Annotated in this window: 18 protein-coding genes; 8 read left to right on the forward strand and 10 right to left on the reverse strand. The window is 68.8% G+C overall.

What is annotated here, in order from left to right:
* Positions 1–27: 27 nt before the first annotated feature.
* A complete protein-coding gene (locus ACZ7OI_RS24545; protein ID WP_470266500.1) occupies positions 28–1,185 on the reverse strand; it encodes a M20 family metallopeptidase in 1,158 nt (385 codons plus the stop codon).
* Positions 1,182–2,657: an amidohydrolase family protein gene (locus ACZ7OI_RS24550; RefSeq protein WP_470266501.1), complete on the reverse strand. Its 1,476-nt coding sequence runs from the start codon at positions 2,655–2,657 to the stop codon at positions 1,182–1,184. Before ACZ7OI_RS24550 ends, ACZ7OI_RS24545 begins: the two co-directional genes overlap by 4 nt.
* A 150-nt stretch (positions 2,658–2,807) precedes the next feature.
* Between ACZ7OI_RS24550 and ACZ7OI_RS24555 the strand changes: the two genes are divergently transcribed.
* A complete protein-coding gene (locus ACZ7OI_RS24555) occupies positions 2,808–3,224 on the forward strand; it encodes a VOC family protein (protein ID WP_470266502.1) in 417 nt (138 codons plus the stop codon).
* A 34-nt stretch (positions 3,225–3,258) separates the two neighbouring features.
* Here the strand turns inward: ACZ7OI_RS24555 and ACZ7OI_RS24560 are convergent, their stop codons facing one another.
* The 7 genes from ACZ7OI_RS24560 to ACZ7OI_RS24590 all read right to left on the reverse strand — a co-directional run bounded on the left by ACZ7OI_RS24560 (position 3,259) and on the right by ACZ7OI_RS24590 (position 9,070).
* Positions 3,259–4,155, reverse strand: coding sequence for an MBL fold metallo-hydrolase (locus ACZ7OI_RS24560; protein ID WP_470266503.1), 897 nt, complete (start codon positions 4,153–4,155; stop codon positions 3,259–3,261).
* Complete coding sequence (locus tag ACZ7OI_RS24565) at positions 4,130–5,356, reverse strand: MFS transporter (protein WP_470266504.1); 1,227 nt, start codon at positions 5,354–5,356, stop codon at positions 4,130–4,132. The genes ACZ7OI_RS24560 and ACZ7OI_RS24565 overlap by 26 nt, the downstream gene beginning before the upstream one ends.
* Positions 5,353–6,606 (reverse strand): carboxylesterase family protein, encoded by a 1,254-nt coding sequence (locus ACZ7OI_RS24570; RefSeq protein WP_470266505.1) that lies wholly within the window; start codon positions 6,604–6,606, stop codon positions 5,353–5,355. The genes ACZ7OI_RS24565 and ACZ7OI_RS24570 overlap by 4 nt, the downstream gene beginning before the upstream one ends.
* Before the next feature lie 115 nt (positions 6,607–6,721).
* A complete protein-coding gene (locus ACZ7OI_RS24575; protein ID WP_470266506.1) occupies positions 6,722–6,889 on the reverse strand; it encodes a hypothetical protein in 168 nt (55 codons plus the stop codon).
* Positions 6,890–6,926: 37 nt separating this feature from the next.
* Entirely contained in the window at positions 6,927–7,469 is a 543-nt protein-coding gene (locus ACZ7OI_RS24580) for an RNA polymerase sigma factor (protein WP_470266507.1), read from the reverse strand.
* A gap of 6 nt (positions 7,470–7,475) precedes the next feature.
* Positions 7,476–7,667: a ferredoxin gene (locus tag ACZ7OI_RS24585; RefSeq protein WP_470266508.1), complete on the reverse strand. Its 192-nt coding sequence runs from the start codon at positions 7,665–7,667 to the stop codon at positions 7,476–7,478.
* Entirely contained in the window at positions 7,664–9,070 is a 1,407-nt protein-coding gene (locus ACZ7OI_RS24590) for a fatty acid desaturase (RefSeq protein WP_470266509.1), read from the reverse strand. The genes ACZ7OI_RS24585 and ACZ7OI_RS24590 overlap by 4 nt, the downstream gene beginning before the upstream one ends.
* A 127-nt stretch (positions 9,071–9,197) precedes the next feature.
* On the opposite strand from ACZ7OI_RS24590, the gene ACZ7OI_RS24595 reads away from it, so the two are divergent.
* The 7 genes from ACZ7OI_RS24595 (at position 9,198) to ACZ7OI_RS24625 (ending at position 17,327) form a co-directional block, all read left to right on the forward strand.
* Positions 9,198–10,439, forward strand: coding sequence for a PucR family transcriptional regulator (locus ACZ7OI_RS24595; RefSeq protein WP_470266510.1), 1,242 nt, complete (start codon positions 9,198–9,200; stop codon positions 10,437–10,439).
* 151 nt (positions 10,440–10,590) lie between these two features.
* Positions 10,591–12,318 carry a GMC oxidoreductase gene (locus tag ACZ7OI_RS24600; protein WP_470266511.1) on the forward strand — a complete coding sequence of 576 codons (1,728 nt, stop codon included), beginning with the start codon at positions 10,591–10,593 and terminating at the stop codon, positions 12,316–12,318.
* Between the two features lie 565 nt (positions 12,319–12,883).
* Positions 12,884–13,015: a lasso RiPP family leader peptide-containing protein gene (locus ACZ7OI_RS24605; RefSeq protein ID WP_470266512.1), complete on the forward strand. Its 132-nt coding sequence runs from the start codon at positions 12,884–12,886 to the stop codon at positions 13,013–13,015.
* 102 nt (positions 13,016–13,117) lie between these two features.
* Complete coding sequence (locus ACZ7OI_RS24610) at positions 13,118–14,956, forward strand: asparagine synthase-related protein (protein ID WP_470266513.1); 1,839 nt, start codon at positions 13,118–13,120, stop codon at positions 14,954–14,956.
* A complete protein-coding gene (locus ACZ7OI_RS24615; RefSeq protein WP_470266514.1) occupies positions 14,940–15,194 on the forward strand; it encodes a lasso peptide biosynthesis PqqD family chaperone in 255 nt (84 codons plus the stop codon). The genes ACZ7OI_RS24610 and ACZ7OI_RS24615 overlap by 17 nt, the downstream gene beginning before the upstream one ends.
* A gap of 11 nt (positions 15,195–15,205) precedes the next feature.
* Complete coding sequence (locus ACZ7OI_RS24620; RefSeq protein WP_470266680.1) at positions 15,206–15,640, forward strand: lasso peptide biosynthesis B2 protein; 435 nt, start codon at positions 15,206–15,208, stop codon at positions 15,638–15,640.
* A complete protein-coding gene (locus ACZ7OI_RS24625) occupies positions 15,621–17,327 on the forward strand; it encodes an ABC transporter ATP-binding protein (RefSeq protein WP_470266515.1) in 1,707 nt (568 codons plus the stop codon). Before ACZ7OI_RS24620 ends, ACZ7OI_RS24625 begins: the two co-directional genes overlap by 20 nt.
* Here the strand turns inward: ACZ7OI_RS24625 and ACZ7OI_RS24630 are convergent.
* Positions 17,299–17,865 carry a hypothetical protein gene (locus ACZ7OI_RS24630; protein WP_470266516.1) on the reverse strand — a complete coding sequence of 189 codons (567 nt, stop codon included), beginning with the start codon at positions 17,863–17,865 and terminating at the stop codon, positions 17,299–17,301. The genes ACZ7OI_RS24625 and ACZ7OI_RS24630 overlap by 29 nt on opposite strands.
* Between the last annotated feature and the right edge of the window lie 457 nt (positions 17,866–18,322).

Here is an 18,322-nt window from a genome sequence, read left to right on the forward strand (position 1 = left end):
GATCCTTTCCCGGCTTCCCCACCGACGTCACCGTCGTGCTCGACCAGAATCGTCAGCCGGATTCGTCGGAACCGACGGACTCCCCTTCGTCAGCACGTTTTCCACCAGCGCGGCCAGCAACGCCGTTCGCCGCGGCAATTCCTCGACCAGGACATGTTCGTGATCCGCGTGGGCCCCGCCGCCGACCGCGCCGAGACCGTCAAGCGTCGGCACACCCAATCCGGCGGTGTAATTGCCGTCCGAAGCACCGCCGACGGCCGCCTCGGTCAATTCCGGCAATCCCAGTTCGGCGGCCAGTTCCGTTGCCAGGCCGTACAACGCGGCCGACGAAACGGCGTCCAGCGGCGGACGGTTGATGCCGCCGGTGATCCGCACCTGTGCGTCTGCCAGCACCGGTCGCAACGCGCGGACCTCACGGTCGACGCGGAGCTGTTCTTCCTCGTCCCACACGCGCACGTCGACCTCGACCGTGGCTGCCGCAGGCACGGTATTCACCGTGGTACCAGCCGAAAGCACGGTCGGCACAACGCTGGTTCCACGCTCCGGGCTGGCGAGCGCGGCCACCGCGAGCAGCTGATGCGCGATCTCGATCCCGGCGTTGATCCCCTTCTCCGGTTCGAGCCCGGCGTGCGAGGCGCGTCCGGTCACCTCGATCCGGTAGTGGGAAACGCCCTTGCGCCGGGTCTTGAGCGCGCCGCCGTCCGCCGAAGCCTCCAGCACGAACGCCGCCGCGCAGCCCTGTGCCTCTTCCTCGATCAGCCCCCGCGACGACGGCGAGCCAAGCTCCTCGTCGCCAGTGACCAAAATGGACAGTCCACTCCGGTCCGCCAGCGAAGCCGCGACGTGCAACGCCATCACGACGCCGGTCTTCATGTCGAAACAGCCCGGTCCGCGCAAAACGCCGTCCTGTACGGAAAACGGATGCGTCTCCAGCGAGCCCATCGGCCAGACGGTGTCGTGGTGGCCGAGCAGCAGCACGCGCGTCGGGCCGTCACCGAACCGCCAGCGCAGATGCGTCCGTCCATCCAGTACGATCCGCTCCGGCTCCACGCCGAGCAACGCCTTGCCGACGCCGGTCAGCACGTCGGCACTGTGCGCGACCGCGTCGAGGTCGGAGGACGGGGATTCGCAGCACACCAACGTTTCGATGTCGGCGAGCAGAGCGTCCACATTGAACTCGGTCATCGCGGCTCACCTCGCAGCGGCTGGCCGGGGAACGCGTCGGTGAGCAGCTGCCCGTCGCGCACCACCGGAGTGCCCGAGACGAACAGGTGCCGGACACCGACCGCGGGCCGGGTAGCGTCGAAATACGTTGCGGTGTCGGTGATCGTGGCCGGGTCGAGGACGACGATGTCCGCGTCCGCGCCGACGTTCAACCGGCCCTTGGTCCGCGCACCGGGCGCGACCTCGTCGAGCACGCGCGCCGGAAGGTAAGAACAGCGCCGGAACGCCTCCAGCCAGGTCCAGACACCGGCCTCGCGCACCATCAGCCGCAGCGACTTGGAGAACGTCCCCGCCGTACGCGGATGCGTCGCGCCGCCCGGAGGCAGCGGCCACTCGGTCGATTCGTTGGTGCCGTCCTGCCAGTACACCGGCATCGCGTCGCTCGCGACGATCGAGTCCGGAAACGCCAGTGTCTGGTGCAGCAGCGCGCGGTCCACCGGGTCTTCCTCGTCGAGGAACTCCAGGATGCACGGCGCACCCGGCGTCTCGGCGCGGACCTGCAGCAACCGTCCCTCGTCCGAGATCCGCTCGCCCGTCTCCAGCAGGACCACCCGCGTCGGGTTGAGCCCCTTCATCTTCAGCCTCTCCGGCGAGATGAAGAACGCGCCGACCGCGGTGCTGCCCGCGCCGTACGGATAAGCCTCGACCGTCACCCGCGACCCGGCGGACCGGCCCGATTCCAGTGCTGCGAGCACGCGGTCGACGTGCCGTCCGGAGGTGCTGTTGACGTGGCAGTGGTGCATCGCCGCACCGGTCTCGGCCGCGACGATCGCGATCTCCTCGGACCCGTCGGCAGGTGTGTTCGGATCGACCTCGACCAGCTCGCGGACGTGCGTGTACGTCGGCGCTTCAGCCTGCTTGGCCAGCTTCGCCAACGCCAGGAACTCGGCCGGATCGCTGGCCGGCGCGTATCCGAGCAGCACGCCGACGCCGAGCGCGCCCGCCGCCAGCTCGCCCTCCACCAGCGACAGCCACGCGGCCAGCTCGGTCTTCGACGAGGACCGCTGCCAGGCCGGATTGCCGAGCACGGAGAGCCCGGTGTTGATGTTCGCGTCCGGCTCGATGCCGGCGAGCACCTTCGCCCGCGCGGACCCCCACGAGGCCGAGAACCCGTAGTGCAGCGGACGCCCCGCCTTGGCGGCCTCGGCGTAGGCCCGTTCGACCGGCATCAGCCCGGCCTCCAGGTCGAGCGCCGTCGTGACGCCGTCCATCGCCTGCAGCCGCTGTCCCGCGATCGTGTGCACGTGGCTGTGCAGATCGATGAACCCCGGCCCGACGACGTACCCGGCGACGTCGATCTCGACCTGGTCGTCCGAACTCGGCAGTCCCGGTCCGACCGCGATCACCTTGCCGTCGGATACCAGCACGTCAGCTGTGCCGTCGAAGCCCGTAGCCGGGTCGATGACGCGACCGCCACGCAGCAGTGTCCGCATGCTTGCCTCCTCGCCTCGCTGCTGGCGACCCTAGGAGGTTTCCCGGGCAGTACGTTCGTGCGCGCGGACGAATCCGGGGCGGCAGATCTATCCACGCGCACAAACCGAAATCCGCTGGGCGGGGGTGCGCGAGCGCCCTAAGCTCGCCGCATGGCCTGCCGGATCACCGAACTCGTCCTCGACTGCGCCGACCCGCGACGGATGGGCGAGTTCTGGTGCGAAGTCCTCGGCTACGTCGAACTCGGCTGGGACGGCGAGGACCTCGAGATCGGCCCGCCCGAAGCCGGTTTCGGCGGCCCGCAGCCGACGTTGATCCTCAGCCGCAGCAGCGACCCGAAACCGGCGAAACTGCCGCTGCACCTGGACGTGAACCCGACCGACCGGGACCAGGACGCGGAACTGGAACGCCTGCTGGCGGCCGGGGCGCGGCCCGCCGACGTCGGCCAGACCGGGGAGGAGTCGTGGCACGTGCTGGCGGACCCGGAGGGGAACGTGTTCTGCCTGCTCCGCCGCCGGGTCGACCCGATCCTCCCGACGGTCCGTGAGGGGACCCCTGAGGGAATCTGATTCCCTCAGGGGTCCCCTCACGGACTTTGACCCGCTACGCCAGCCACTCCCGGTAGCGGAACTGCCCGGCCCGGACCAGGTCAGCGGCGAACTCGAACACATAGCCGGACGCGCCACGCCGCACCCGACCAGCCGAGGGCGCCGGGAAGTGCGTCGGGAGCAGGACCGAACCGGTCGCTTCCGCCAGCAGACGGCTCCGCACCTCCGCCGCCTCTCGCGGCTCAACGCAGTACCGGGTGCTCAGCTCCGGATGCCGAATCTGCACCCCGTGATGCATCGTGTCCCCGGCGAGCAGGACCGTCCCGGCACTGCCGCGAACCCGCACGCACACATTCCCCGGCGTATGCCCAGCAGCGGGAACAAGTTCCGCATGCTTGCCCACCGCCGCGTCCGGAGCGACGAACTTCAACTGCCCGGCCCGCTCGATCGGCAGCACGCTGTCGGCGAGGTAATCACCAGTCCGGCGCATAGCCTCCCCACCGGCCTCACTCGACCAATACCGGAACTCCTCCTCGACCACGAAGTGCGGAACACCCGGAAAAACCGGCTCCAGCTGGAGAGTGGCCGCACCCACGTGATCGGTGTGCAGGTGGGTGAACACCACAGCATCCACGTCCGAAGGCCGCAGCCCGGCAGCGAGGAACTGCTGCATCCACCGATCCGGCAACTGATCGAACTCCGCGCGCCGCCGGTCCTTCCCCGCTCCGACGCACGCGTCCACCACCAGCACCTCGTCGTGAGAGCAGACCAGGAACGACTGGATGGCGAAGACCAGCTTCCCCGCCGCCCGGTCGAACCACGGCTCCCGCGCGTACCAGTCGTCGAGGTCCGGTTCGAGTCCCGGGAAGAACTCCCCGGGCTCGATCAGCAGCCGGCCGTCCTCGACCAGGGGAACCACCGCGACGTCACCGAGATCGAACCAGTGCGCCATCGCGCTCCTTCCCAGCCTTCGTCCGCACCCGGCTCAGCCCCACCGCGCAAGCGATCGCCACCAGCACCGGAACTGCCGTCGCCAGGACGATGGTCTGCGCCGACAACGCCAGCGCGAGCAGCAAACCCGCGACGCCCGGTCCCACGATCGACCCGATCCGCCCGAGCGCCGCAGCCCAGCCGACCCCGGTGGTGCGAGTGCTCGCAGGATAGATCGAGACCGCCAGGGTCAGCTGGCCGATCTGCCCGGCCGTAACCCCGAAACCGGCCCCGGCCAGCAGCAGGAACAGCACAGTCTCGCCGACCGGCACCGTCGCGACGAGGACCATGCACACCGCCCCGATGGCGGGCATCAGGATCAGCGCGCGGGCGATCCCGATCCGCGCGGCCAGCGGGATGAGCACCAGGCCGCCCGCGATCCCGCCGAGGGTGAGGAACGCGAGTCCCAGCGGAGCCTTCCCCGCGGCGAAGCCGTATCCGGTGAGGAGCGTCGGAACCCAGGAGATCAGCACGTACGCGGTAATGAAGACGAGGAACGAGAACGCCCAGATGAGGGAGGTCGGCAGACGCAATCCCGGGCCGAACAGCCTGCTCACCTTGGCCTCCTGCTTCGCCGTGCCCGCGACCGAGGGCTCGCGGCTGGGCAGCACCACCGCCATGAGCGCGGCCAGCACCAGCGGAGCCAGCCCGGCGACGTAGAAGACCCCGGCGGACCCGACGCTGTGCAGCAGTTTGCCGCCGAAGAATCCGCCGAGGCTGCTCCCGGAAGCGAGACCGAGGGTCACCGCCACGGAGACCAGCTCCCGACGCCCCTCCGCGCTGTGTTTCGTCGCGAGCGAGACCCCCGCCGGAAGCACCAGCCCGAGACCGAGCCCGGTCACCAAGCGAGTCGCGGCGAAGACCGGCATGGATTTCAGGTGCAGGATCGCAGCGGTCAGCACCGTCGCGCCCGCGAAGATCAGGACGCCGGTGAGCACCACCGAGCGCGCCTTCATCCGGGCGCCGACGTAACCCGCGGCCAGATAGCCCACGACGACCCCGATGTTGGTCAGCACCAACGGCAAGGTGAAGGCGGCGGGGGCGGCACCCCATTCGTGCGACAGCGTCGGGATCGTGAACGACAGTGCGGCAGTGTCGAAACCGTCCAGGAGAACGGCGAAGAAGCAAAGCAGGACAACGGGCCAATGGATAGTCTTGCTCATCGCGTGTTCTCCAGTGTCTGAGGGGAATTCCCGATCCGGAAGCCGCGCTGCGGTCCCGGCGAGCCCGAACGCGCGAATTCGGTCCACCACAAGCGCATCTGGGCGCCGAGGCGTTCGACCTCGGCCCAGCTCGTGTCGCCCAGCATCGGGCTCCCGCGCCAGGATTCCGGCGTGCCCAGCAGGAAAGGCAGTTCCAGGCAATGGATCGCGCCGTAGCCGCCGCGTTCCGGAGCCCAGTCGAACTCGTAGGAGTACGCGCCGTACCGCTCTGCCAACTCACGCGCCGGACGACCGAAGAGCGGATCGGTCTGCTCAACGATCGCTTGCCGGATCCCGTCGTCCTGGATTCCGATCGCGAACGCCTCGCACTCTCGCGTGGTGTATCCGATCATCAAGTCCGGCAACGGATCGGACAGTCGCACCTCCAGATCGACGATCCCGAAAGGCGGCCGGGTCGACGTCGGGTCCTTCGCGGCGTTCCACCGGAGAGTCTGCCCTTGCGCGGCAAGCAACTGCTCGACTGAAGCGGTCAACGGATCTCCGCCGACCGCGTCGACGAAATAGCGGCCGATCTCCAGTGCTTTCGCGCGGTCCTGGATGATCGCGGGATCCGGAGAACTTTGGACGATCGCCCGCCGGACGAGCGGACGGCTGTCCGGCCTGGACAACAAGGCGAGCGTCGAAAGCGCGCCCGCGGACTGGCCGAAGACGGTGACATTGCCCGGATCACCGCCGAACGCCGCGACGTTGTCGCGCACCCATTCAAGCGCAAGCGTCTGGTCCGCCAGGCCGAGATTGCCCTCGCTGACGCCGTCGCAGACCAGGTAGCCGAACGCCCCCAGCCGGTAGTTGACCGACACGACAACCACGTCGCCGTCCGCGGCGAGCCGTCCGCCGTCGTACCAGGGAAGGGTGCCGCCGCCGCTGAGGAAACCGCCGCCGTGCAACCACACCAGCACCGGACGGGCCCCGGTCAGCGCGGGCGTCACGACGGCGAGATTGAGGCAGTCCTCGGAGTGCGACGGCTCTTCCCGCGGCGGCCCCATCGCGGCCTCCAGACGAGAGCCGAGCTGTGGGCAGATAGGCCCGGGCAGGCTCGCATCGGCACGAGGAACGGCCGGTCGCGGCGGCCGGAACCGCTCGGCGGCGCCGTACCGCACGCCGCGGAACCGCAGCAGACCGTCGTCGCTCTGAACGCCGATGACCGGACCGGACGGCGGCTGGGCAGTGACAGGCTGGCATTCGGTCATCTCGGCTCTCCTTTGAGCGGGTGTCCGGCACCTTCGACCCGCAGTCAGGCTAAGAAAGCCCGGAATGCCTGACCAATGCTCTTTGCCGCCCGAGACATGTTTGCCCGGCTATACCTCAGCGCGCAACGCGGCTCCCCGCCTCGGCCGGTTCCGCGCGCACCGCCCGGCGCGCGGGCTCGACCCGCTTGCCGCCGCCGGAGAAGACGTCCGAAAGCTTCCCGATCGCCATCCCCAGCAGCGGAAGCCAGATCGGGCACAGCATCAGCACCAGCAGTGGTCCCATGATCTTGAAAATCTCCAGGAATCCGTGCATAACAGCGTCACGCCTTCTCGGTCTCGGCCAGCAGCGTCGCGAGCGTGCGCACCGCGCGGTGCTGCAGCGCCCGGACGCTGTTGGGGTTCTTGTTCATCGTTTCGGCGACCTCGGCGACGGAAAGCCCGGCGAAAAACCGCAACCGCACGCACTCGCGCTGCGGTTCGCTGAGGCCGGCCAGGCACCGGCGCAGCGCGGCGGCTTCGATCCGGGCCAGCGCGAGCCGATCGGCCCCGCCCCGGACGTCCGGTCCGTCGTGGTCTTTCCCGTCGAGGAGTTCACGCCGGTAGCGGGCCGATTTTCGATGGTCGCGCAGGAGGTTGTCGGCGATCGTGTACAGCCAGCCGGTGAACGAGCCGCCGTCCGGGCGGAAGTCCGGCAGTTTCCGCCACGCTCGCAGGAAGGCCTCGCTCGTCAGGTCCTCGGCGACCGTCGCCGTCGGCACCCGCATCCGCAGGTAGCGGAAGACCGGCGGCGCGTGTTCCCGGTAAATGACGGCGAACGCGGCCTGGTCGCCAGACCGCGCTCGCCCCAGCAGCTCCGTCTCCACCGGGCCTCAATCCTGCAGCCGCAGCGCGGCGGCCGGGCACGCGCGCACCGCCGCGTCGACGAACTGCCGGTCCGCCTCGGGCGGCGTCTCGTCGAGGACCTGCACCACTCCGTCGTCCCCGACCTCGAAGAACTGGTCGGCCATCGCCTCGCACATGCCGAGGCCCTCGCATTTGCCGTGGTCCGCGACGATCTTCACGCCGCCTCCCGAACCACCGGCACGAAGTCGACCTTGTCGCGCACGCCGCAATCGGGGCACGTCCAGTCGTCCGGGATCTCCGACCAGGCTGTCCCGGCGGCGAAGCCCTCCAGTTCGTTGCCCTCCGCGACGCGGTAGACATAGCCGCAGCCGGGGCACCGCGCGGCGTCCACGTCGTCGGCCAGCTGCGACCGAGCGTCCACAGTGGATTCCTCCGCTGCGGCAGCGACAACCGGGTACTTCTTCAGCAGCGACGGCAGTTTGCCCGGCCGCACGTTCGCCTGCCGGAGGTCGCCGTCGAAGTGCCGGTAGACCCGCGGATCCATCACCTTGCGGAACCACGCCGGGACCAGCGCGACCACCATCATCCCCGTGTAGCCAGTCGGCAGAACGGGACTTTCCTTGAAGTCACGCAAAGTCTGGAACCGGCGCGTCGGGTTCGCGTGGTGATCGCTGTGCCGCTGCAAGTGGTACAACAGCACATTCGTCGCGACATTGTTGGAATTCCAGGAATGCGCCGGGGTAACCCGCTCGTACCGAGTCTTCACGCCAGTGGTGACCTGCTTGCGCAGCATCCCGTAGTGCTCCATGTAATTCACGATCTCCAGCAGCGAGAACCCGAACACCGCCTGCACCACCAGGTACGGCAGGATCCCGACACCCAGCCAGGCAATCAGCCCGCCCCACAGCACCACGCTCATCAGCCACGCATTGAGCACGTCATTGCCCAGGCGGAACGGGTGACTTCCCTTGCGGGCATAGCGTTTCCGCTCGACACCCCAGGCGCTGCGCAGTGAACCGAAGACCGTACGCGGCCAGAACCGGTAGAAGCTCTCGCCCAACCGGCTCGACGCCGGATCCTCCGGAGTGGCGACGCGAACGTGGTGCCCACGGTTGTGCTCGATGTAGAAGTGCCCGTAGAAACACTGCGCCAGCGCGATTTTCGCCGCCCAGCGCTCCGTGCTTTCCCGTTTGTGGCCGAGTTCGTGCGCGGTGTTGATCGCGATCCCGGCGACCGTGCCCAGCGTGATCGCGAGGCCGATTTTGCCGCCGACGGACAGATCGCCGCGCGCGAGCATCCACGCGCCCGCCACGAAACCGGCGTATTGCAACGGCAGGAAAAGGTAGGTGATCCAGCGGTAGTAGCGGTCCTCCTCCAGCGCCTCCATCACCTCGTCCGGCGGATTGGTGTGGTCGTAGCCCGCGACGAGGTCGATCAGGGGCACGAGAACGAGCACGACGAGAGGTCCGAGCCACAGCACGGCGTCGGATCCGGTCGCGGCGTGCAACCCGATCGCGCCGAACGGCAGCAGCGGCACCACGAGCCCGAGCAGCCACAGGTGCCGCTTCCGGTCGTGCCAGGCGGTTTCGCCGTTCGCTCCGGCGAGGCGGTACTTCTTCATGGCGGCCTCCACGCGGTCTGTCGTTTTCCTGAAGGTAGGAATTCGCGGGCGGCGGGACACTGTGCGCGAAACCGAAACGCTCGGCTGCGTTGGGTCCCGGGCACGAACCGGGCGTACGGTGCTGCCTGTGACGTCGACGGCTGCCGCCACGCTGGCCAAGGTCGCGGACTCGGTCCTGGCCGAGCTCGCGCTGCTCTGCGCGCGGATCGTGGAGGAGATCGCCGCGGCGGTGCCGGTGCTCGCGCCGGACGCCCAGGCCTGGGAACTGCTGGAAAGCTCGGTCCGGGAAAACCTCGTCGCCGCGTTGGGCGTGCTGAGCGGCGCGACGCAGCCCGCGGACGTCGGCGCTCCGCCTACCGCGCTGGAGTTCGCGCGGCGGCTGGCCCAGCGCCGGGTGCCGATCACCGCGATGCTGCGCGCGTACCGGCTCGGCCAAGCCGCCTTCCAGCAGGAGATGATCACCCTGATCGCGGCCGAACCAGTGCAGACCGCGGACGTCTCGGCCGCCGCCACCGAGCTGTCGCAGGTCGCCTTCACCTACATCGACAAGATCTCCGAGGAGGTCGTCGAGGCCTATCAGCTGGAGCGGGACACCTGGCTGCGCCACCGCAACGCGGCCCGGCTCGCGAAGGTGCAGGCAGCGTTGTCCGGCAAGCCCGTCGACACCGCCGACGTCGAGAAGACCCTCGGGTACGCGCTGTCGGACCGGCACGTCGGCGCGGTGCTCTGGTGTGGTCCTGAACTGGACGAAAGCGCCCGGCTGACCACTCTCGAACGGCACGCGGCCCTGCTCGCGAACGCCCTCGGCACGACGCCGCTGGTCGTCGCCCCGGACGCCTCGACCGTCTGGGCCTGGTTCCCGACGGCGAGCCTCGACCTCGACGCGGTGTCCGCCGCGCTGGCCGGCTCACCCGATCCGGTCCGCGTCGCGCTGGGCGACCCGGCAAGCGGATTGGCCGGGTTTCGCACCACGCACCAGCAGGCCCGGCAGGCCGAAGCCGTCGCGCAGATGACCGAGCGGACCCAACCGCGACCGGTCACCGCGGCGGCGCAGCTCGGACCGTTGGCGCTGGTCGCGGCCGATCCGTCGGCGGTCGCGGGCTGGGTCCAGTCGGTGCTCGGCGCGCTGGCCGACGACGACGAGGGGCACCACCGGATGCGCGAGACGGTGTGGGCGTATCTGTCGAGCGGGAGCAGCCTGATGGTCGCCGCGCAGGAGCTCCACCTGCACAAGAACACCATCCAGTACCGGCTCCGCAAAGCTGAGCAGGAACGCGGCCGTCCGCTGTCCGAAGGACGGATCGACGTCGAGGTGGCGCTGTTGGCGTGCCGCCTGCTGGGTACCGCCGTGCTCCGGCCGGTCGACTGATTTGTGCCCCGGGACCAGTCGGGTCCCGCCGTCCCGGTCCGCAGACCGATGCCCGCGCCCGAGCTGGGGCGAAGACTTCGGAGAACGCCGCCGGGCGATGCCCATCCTCCGCCCGGCGGCGTCCCGGACCCCGAGGGCTAGGACAGAACCGATGAACACCACCACCCGCGAGGAGACCGACGTCCTCGTGATCGGCTCCGGTTTCGGCGGCTCGGTGAGCGCGCTGCGGCTGTCCGAAAAGGGCTACCGCGTCACCGTGCTGGAAGCCGGCCCGCGCCGTACCGAAGAGACACTGCCCAAAACCTCATGGGACGTCCGGAATTTCCTCTGGGCACCGCGTCTCGGCTGCTACGGCATCCAACGCATCCACCTGCTCCGCGACGTCGTCATCCTCGGCGGTGCAGGCGTTGGCGGCGGTTCGCTCAACTACGCCAACACTCTCTACGAACCACCCGCGCCGTTTTTCGCGGACCCGCAGTGGGCCCACGTCACCGACTGGCAAGCCGAACTGAAACCGCACTACGACCAGGCGCGCCGGATGCTCGGCGTCACGCAGAACCCCACCGTCACCACCGCGGACAAGGTGCTCCGAGAGGTCGCCGACGACCTGGGCGTCGGCTCGTCCTTCCAGTTGACCCCAGTCGGCGTTTTCTTCGGTGACAAGGACACTCCCGCCGGAACCGTCGTGCCAGACCCGTTCTTCGGCGGTGCCGGACCTGACCGCCGAACCTGCACCGAATGCGGGTCCTGTATGACGGGCTGCCGCGTCGGAGCCAAAAACACGTTGGACCGCAACTACCTCTATCTAGCCGAACAACGCGGCGCGAACGTCATGCCCATGACCACAGTGCTCGACGTGCGCCCCGCGGACGGCGGCTACACCGTCACCGCGGTCCGCACCGGACGCTCGCCCCGCCGCCGCAAAAACGTGCGCACCTTCTTCGCCCGCGATGTCATCTTCAGCGCAGGCACCTACAACACGCAGAAACTGCTCCACCGAGCCCGCGAAACCGGCTCGCTGCCCCGAATTTCCGCCAGCCTCGGCAAGCTGACCCGGACCAACTCGGAATCCATTCTCGGCGCGAAATCGAAACGCAAGGACGTCGACTTCACCCACGGCGTCGCGATCACCTCGTCCATCCACCCCGACGCGCACACGCACATCGAACCGTGCCGCTACGGCAAAGGCAGCAATGCGATGTCACTGCTGCAAACCGCGCTCACCGACGGAGGCAAGTCCGTCCCGCGCTGGCTGACGTGGCTCGGCGCGTTCGCCAGGAATCCGCGCAACCTCACCTGGTTCTCGCCGCGCCGCTGGTCTGAGCGCACCATCATCCTGCTGGTGATGCAAACACTCGACAATTCCATCACCGTCTCCGGAAAACGCACCCGCACCGGACGGCACAAACTGACGTCCGCGCCCGGCCACGGCGAACCGAACCCGACCTGGATCCCGGCCGGAAACGACGCCGCCCGCCGCGTCGCGGACAAAATCGACGGCATCGCGGGCGGCACCGCCGGCGAGATCCTGAACATCCCGATGACCGCCCATTTCATCGGCGGCTGCGCGATTTCCGACGATCCGGGAAGCGGCGTCCTCGACCCGTACCAGCGCGTCCACGGCCACCCCGGCCTGCACGTCGTCGACGGCTCGGCGATCTCGGCGAACCTCGGCGTCAACCCTTCCCTGACGATCACCGCCCAAGCCGAACGCGCGATGTCCTTCTGGCCCAACCACGGCGAGGAAGACCGCCGTCCCCCGCTCGGCGCGCCGTACCAGCGCGTCGACCCGGTGGCTCCGCGCCGTCCCGCCGTCCCGGCCGACGCTCCGGGCGCGCTCGCCAGTTCCCGCCGCGAGACGCACCCCGGCATTACCTGAGCGCACCGCAGCACCGGCACCGCGCCCTTCCGGGAATTCAGTACGCATCCAGAAGCAGTTTCCGGAAAATCCGCTCCCACCAGGCAAGATGAACCTTTACGCATATTTTTCATCAAAATCAAAACGGACTTCGCCCTCGGCCCAACTGATTCGACTGAACGCATGAGTGTCAGCACCGGGATTCCCTGCTAGCGTCTTCCGGGCGGAGAACTTCGCGCATCAGGAAAGTCCATCAGCGATCGCTATCGGACCCATAAGAAAGTCCATCAGAAAGAGCGAACAGAGGAGGACTGGTTTCCGTGAAGACCCTTCCCGAGCGCTATCAGGCCCCTGAGGCCGCCTCCGTCGGCTGCTTCGCGACCGACACCCGCCGGCTGCGCCGCGGCGCACGCGACCACCGTCGCCACGGGCGTCGTCGTCGCTGAGCAGGCGATCCCTTCGCGGGCAGCACCCGTTGCCCGCTGAGCTGACGTGGCTGGAGGTCGAGCCAACCCGGTCTTCAGCCACGTTCGTCATCTCGTCGCTCGATCGACCGCAGAAAAAGCCGACCAGAGGACTGGTTTCCGTGAAAACCGCGACTCTCCCCGAACGCTACCAAGCCCCCGCCGCCACCCGCGTCGGCCGCTTCGCCACCGCCACCCGCCGCTTCGGCCGGGGCGCGCTCGACAGCCGCTGGTTCGGGCGCCTTCTCAGCTGAGCACGCGGACAACACCCGGCCCGGCGTGGCCGGAGGCCGAGCCACCCAGCTTTCAGCCACGTCCGTCCTCCCCGTCGTCCGAATCGATCCCGGTCGGTGCCGATGAACGCAGAGCCGAGCAGCCTCGTCGTCCTCCCCGATTCGCCGGGCGGCTCCGCGCTGCTGCCGCGAGTCCCCTACCAGCGGCCGCGCGTCCTGTTCCATTCCTCCGGACGGCCCTGGCTGGCCGGCCGCTGGACGCCAGGGGAAATCCAAGTGGCAATCGCGGGCCGGGCCCGCGTCGCCGTGTTCGGGTTCTGCCCGATGCCGGTCGAGCGGCTGACCGCGTACACCGCCCGCCTGCGAACGGCGGCCGACGCGGACGCGCTCGCCCGCGTCCTGCCCGGCAGCGCGCACCTCATCGCGTCGGTGAACGGACAAGTCCGGTTGCAGGGCACGCTGACGAACCTGCGCCGCGCCTTCCACACCCGGATCGACGCCACCGCGGTCGCGAGCACCCGCGCCGACCTGCTGGCCGAGATGACCGGCGCGGAACTGGACGAGGATCTTCTCGCCGCGCATCTGACGCAAATGCAGCTGCTTCCCCCGATGATCGAGAAATGCTGGTGGCGCACGGTGCATTCGGTGCCGCCGGATTCGTCCGTCGTGCTGGCCGACGACGGAACGGCCCGCACGGTGCGCTGGTGGCATCCGCCGGAACCGGCTCTGCCGCTTCGCGAAGGCGCCCCCGCCGTACGCACCGCCTTACGCGAATCGGTCGCGGAGCGGCGTCCCGCGAAGGGCCGGTTGTCGCTGGATCTGTCCGGCGGCATGGACTCGACCACGCTGTGTTTCCTCGCCGCCGAGCAGACTTCCGACCTCTTCACCTTCCGGTGGACCGGAGGCAGCGTCGCCAACGACGATCCGATCTTCGCCGCCGAGGCCGCCCGGCTGCTCCCCGGCGTCGAGCACCTGGAACAGTCCGACGCCGACGCGCCGGCGTTGTTCGCACCGCCCTATTCGACGTCCGATCTCGAAGCGCCGTGGACGATGACCCGAGGGCTGACCGGGGCCGCCCAAGGCGTACGCCTGCTCGCCGAGCACGGTTCCGGCCTGCACCTGGCCGGGCACGGCGGGGACGAGGTCTTCACCGCCTCGCCCGGCTATCTGCACACCTTGATCCGTCGCCGCCCGGTCACCGCGCTGCGGCATCTCCGGGTTTACCGCTGCCTCGGCCGGTGGTCGTGGCCGCGCACCGTCGCCTGCCTGGCCAGCAGGCAGAGCTGGGACGACTGGTGGCGAGAGTCGGCCGACCGGCTCACCGACCCCCTGCCCCGGCCGGGCACACCGGAACTGGGCTGGGCCGATCTGGTCCGCGCCGCGCCGTGGGCCACCGGCGACGCGCTCGCGACGACCCGCCGGTTCCTGTACGAAATCGCCGGCGAGGCCACGCCGCTGGCCGCCGATCGCGGCCAGCACGAGTCGCTGACCAGCCTGCGCGCCGCCGGACCGCTCTGCCAGCAGATCCAGCGCGAGTACGCCGCGGACGGGGTGCCGCTCGACTTCCCGTACCTGGACGACCGGGTCGTCGAGGCCGCGCTCGCGGTCCGGACGTCCGACCGCTTCACGCCCTGGCGATACAAACCGCTGCTGGCCGCCGCGATGCGCGGGCTCGTCCCGGACGTCATCCTCGACCGCACCACCAAGGGCAACTACCAGGACGACGACGACGCCGAGGCCCACCGGCACGTGCCCGACCTGCTCGATTACTTCGCCGACTCGGCCTTGGCGGCTCGCGGTCTTCTCGACCTCGACGCGCTCCGGGCGCACCTGCTCGAACCGCGGATGGACGACGAGTGGGAAGCGCACCTGGAAACCGCGCTCGGCTGCGAAATGTGGCTGCGGGCGATCGCCGAGGGCAGGCCAGCGACCGACCGGAGGACCCATGCACCTGCACCCTGACACCGCCGTCACCGACACCGCGGACGGCTCGGTCCTGCTCAACAAACGCACCGGAAGCTATTGGCAGGTCAACCGAACCGGCACGCACACCCTCGACCGCCTGCTGGCAGGCGAATCCGCCGACCGGATCGCCGCCGACCTCGCCGCCAGATACGACATCGACGCGGCCAAGGTGCGGGCCGACATCACCGCGATGACCGAAAGCCTGCTCGCCGCCGGACTGGTCGAACCGTCGTGAGCCAGCCGTCCGTGGTACCCCGCCGAATTCGCCTGCCACTGCACCGGAAATTGGTGGCGCTGCTCGTAGTCGGCCTCGCGACCCTGCTGACCTCGTTGCCGCCCAAGCATCTCTGCGCGATCCTGATCTTCGCACGGCGAGGTGCCCGGCCCGCCACCTTCGAGCAAGCTCGCACCGCGCGTCGATCAGTAATCGCGATCAGCCTGCGCTGCGCGGGCGACGGCTGTCTGCTCCGCTCCGTCGCCACCGCGCTGCTCTGCCGGGTGCACGGCACTTGGCCGACCTGGCGCACCGGCGTGCGCACGCAACCTTTCAGCGCCCACGCGTGGGTCGAAGCCGACGGCCAGGTCGTCGACGAAATCCATCCGCCGGGCTATTTCGCTCCGCTGCTGACCGTCGCCCCGATAACTGCCGAGGACTGCCCGCATGACCGCCATCGCCACTGAAACCAGTCCTTCGGCGACCGACGCTCCCGTCCGGCCCCGAGTCGGTCTGCGCCACCTCTTCGCCGCCACCCGCGGGCACCGGCGAAACATCGCCGTGGCCTTGTTGTTCACCCTAATCGGCGCGGGACTTGGCTTACTGCAACCGATACTGGCCATGCGCACCATCGACGCCGTCGGAACAGACGGCGCGATCGGCTGGCTGCTGGCCGCCCTGGTCGCCGTGTTCGTCGCCGAGGCCGTCGCGGACACCGTCGGCCGCTACTGGCTGGAACGCACCGGCGAAGGCGTCGTGCTGGACCTGCGAGTCCGCCTGGTCAGCCACCTTCTACGGCTGCCGATGCGGCTCTACGACCAACACCGGATCGGCGACCTGCTGTCCCGGACCACCGCCGACACGACCCTCCTGCGCGACACCCTGGCCTACGACCTGGTCGAAATGCTCACCGGCAGTTTCGTAGTCGTCGGCGGCGCCGTCGCCATGCTCTGGCTGAGCCCGCTGCTGTTCGGCATCGTCGCGGTCATCGTCGGCGGCGTCGGCGGCGTCACGCTGTTTGTGTTGGCACGCATCAGAAACGCCACCGAAAACGCGCAAGACAACCTGGGCCTGATGGCCGCGGAACTGGAACGAGCACTGAGCGCCATCCGCACGATCCGCGCCACCCGCGCGGAAGACCGGGAAACCGACCGCATCGGCCACTACGCCCGCACGACCTATCAGGACAACGTCCGAGCCGCGCGCCTCAACTCCATCGCAGGCCCAGCCGTAACCCTCTCCGCCCACGGCGCCCTCATCGCCGTCTTGGTGACCGGCGGAATCCAAGTCGCCAACGGACATCTCACCCTAGCCGAACTCGTCGCTTTCCTGCTCTACGTCAGCTACATCGCCGTCCCGAGCGCAGGACTGTTCGAACTGGCCGCCACCATCCAAAAAGGACTGGCCGCCTTCCAGCGCGTCCACGACATGACCCAACTGCCCACCGAAACCGACCGCACCATCGCCCCTTCCGCATCACCGCCTTCCGCCCCAGTATTGGAACTGCGCGACGTCTGGTTCCGCTACCACCCCGACCGCCCGGTACTGCGCGGCGTCTCCTTCACCGTCCCGCGCCAAGGCCACGTCGCACTGGTCGGCCCTTCCGGAGCCGGTAAGTCCACCATTCTCGCGCTGATCGAGCGTTTCTACGAACCGGATCGAGGAACCATTCTGTTCAACGGACACCAGCCGTCCATCGCCGAATGCCGCCAGAGAATCGGCCTGGTAGAACAAACAACCCCAATCCTGCACGGCACCCTGCGCGACAACCTCACCTACGCCGCCCCCGACGCGACCGACGAGCAAATCCGCGACGTCCTGGCGAAAACCAACCTCGCGGAGTTCGTAGACCGCCTCCCCGCCGGCCTGGAAACCCCCGCGGGAGAACACGGCGGCATGCTGTCCGGAGGCCAACGCCAACGGCTGGCCATCGCGCGCGCACTGCTGGCCCGGCCTGAGCTGCTCTTGCTCGATGAGCCGACATCCCAACTGGACGCGGCGAACGAAGCCGCTTTCGCGCGAACGCTGGATCAGGTTGCTGGGGAGTGCGCGCTGCTGGTGATCGCCCACCGGCCCGCGACGGTGCGCCGGGCGCGGATGGTGATCGCGTTGGAACAGGGGCGGATCAGCACTGATGCGGGGCTCGTTCCTTAGCGTTCCGAGTCTGACCGGCGAGCCACGACCGCAGCGGCCTGCGCAGGAAGACAAAAAGCAGCAGGCTCACGACCAAGATCGCACCGCCGAGCCACGCCAGCCCCGTCCCCCACAGCCCCGTGTAGTGATAAGGCCGCTCCGATTCGGGCACCGTTTCCGCGATCTCGTCTACCCGGTCCTGGATCCGCTGCTGCTCCGCCTCGCTCAGACCGCCTGCGGCGAGTTGCTTGACCAGGTCCCCGATCTCACCGTTCTGCGCGGGGGTGAACCCAGGCAACGTCGTCGCGCCGCCGGACGGGAACTGCGGGTATGCCGTGCAATTCATCGCTTCGCCGGTGTCCGCGCTCAAATACAGGGGCCGGGACTCGTTGCAGGTGTCGCCCTCATGCCCGAACTCGATCCGGTAGGCACCGTCGACGTCGCTCCGCTGGCCGATCCCGGTGATCAGGCATCCAAAGCCGGGCAAGAGCGCCGCCGCGAGCAGAATTCGCGGTACGACCCGAGAGATAGCCTGCCGTAACGGTGCTGGAATCCCCATGCCGGCAAGTCTCGACGACCCGCGCGGGACCGGTCCCGCTTCTGACCGAGCGAACGCTTACCGGCCGGATTTGAACGAGCCTCGATGCTGTCTACCGGCGGGGCAATCTCGACCGAGACTCGCCCTGACCAGCCAAACCAGTGCCCCCGACGAGGTTCGAACCCGCACTGGGTCGATTTTCGGGCGGCAGTGGGCGACGTTGATCGTCCGCTGCCGTCCTTGTCTACTACCTGCGACATTAGCAAACGCAACTACCGGTTGATCGGTGTTGCCGGTCGTCGCGTGGCGTCAAAATCCGGGGGTAAACCGTGGATTGATCTTGCCGTCACGAGGCACTCGCCCGAGCAGAACGCGTGCCGCGGCGTTCATACTTGACCCGACGACCCCTTGACCTCATTGTTCGCGTTCGAGTCCAGGGGCAGTCGGATCCCATAGGCGTCTGCACTGCGGAAACGTG

The organism is Amycolatopsis sp. NPDC114503 (assembly GCF_055633655.1).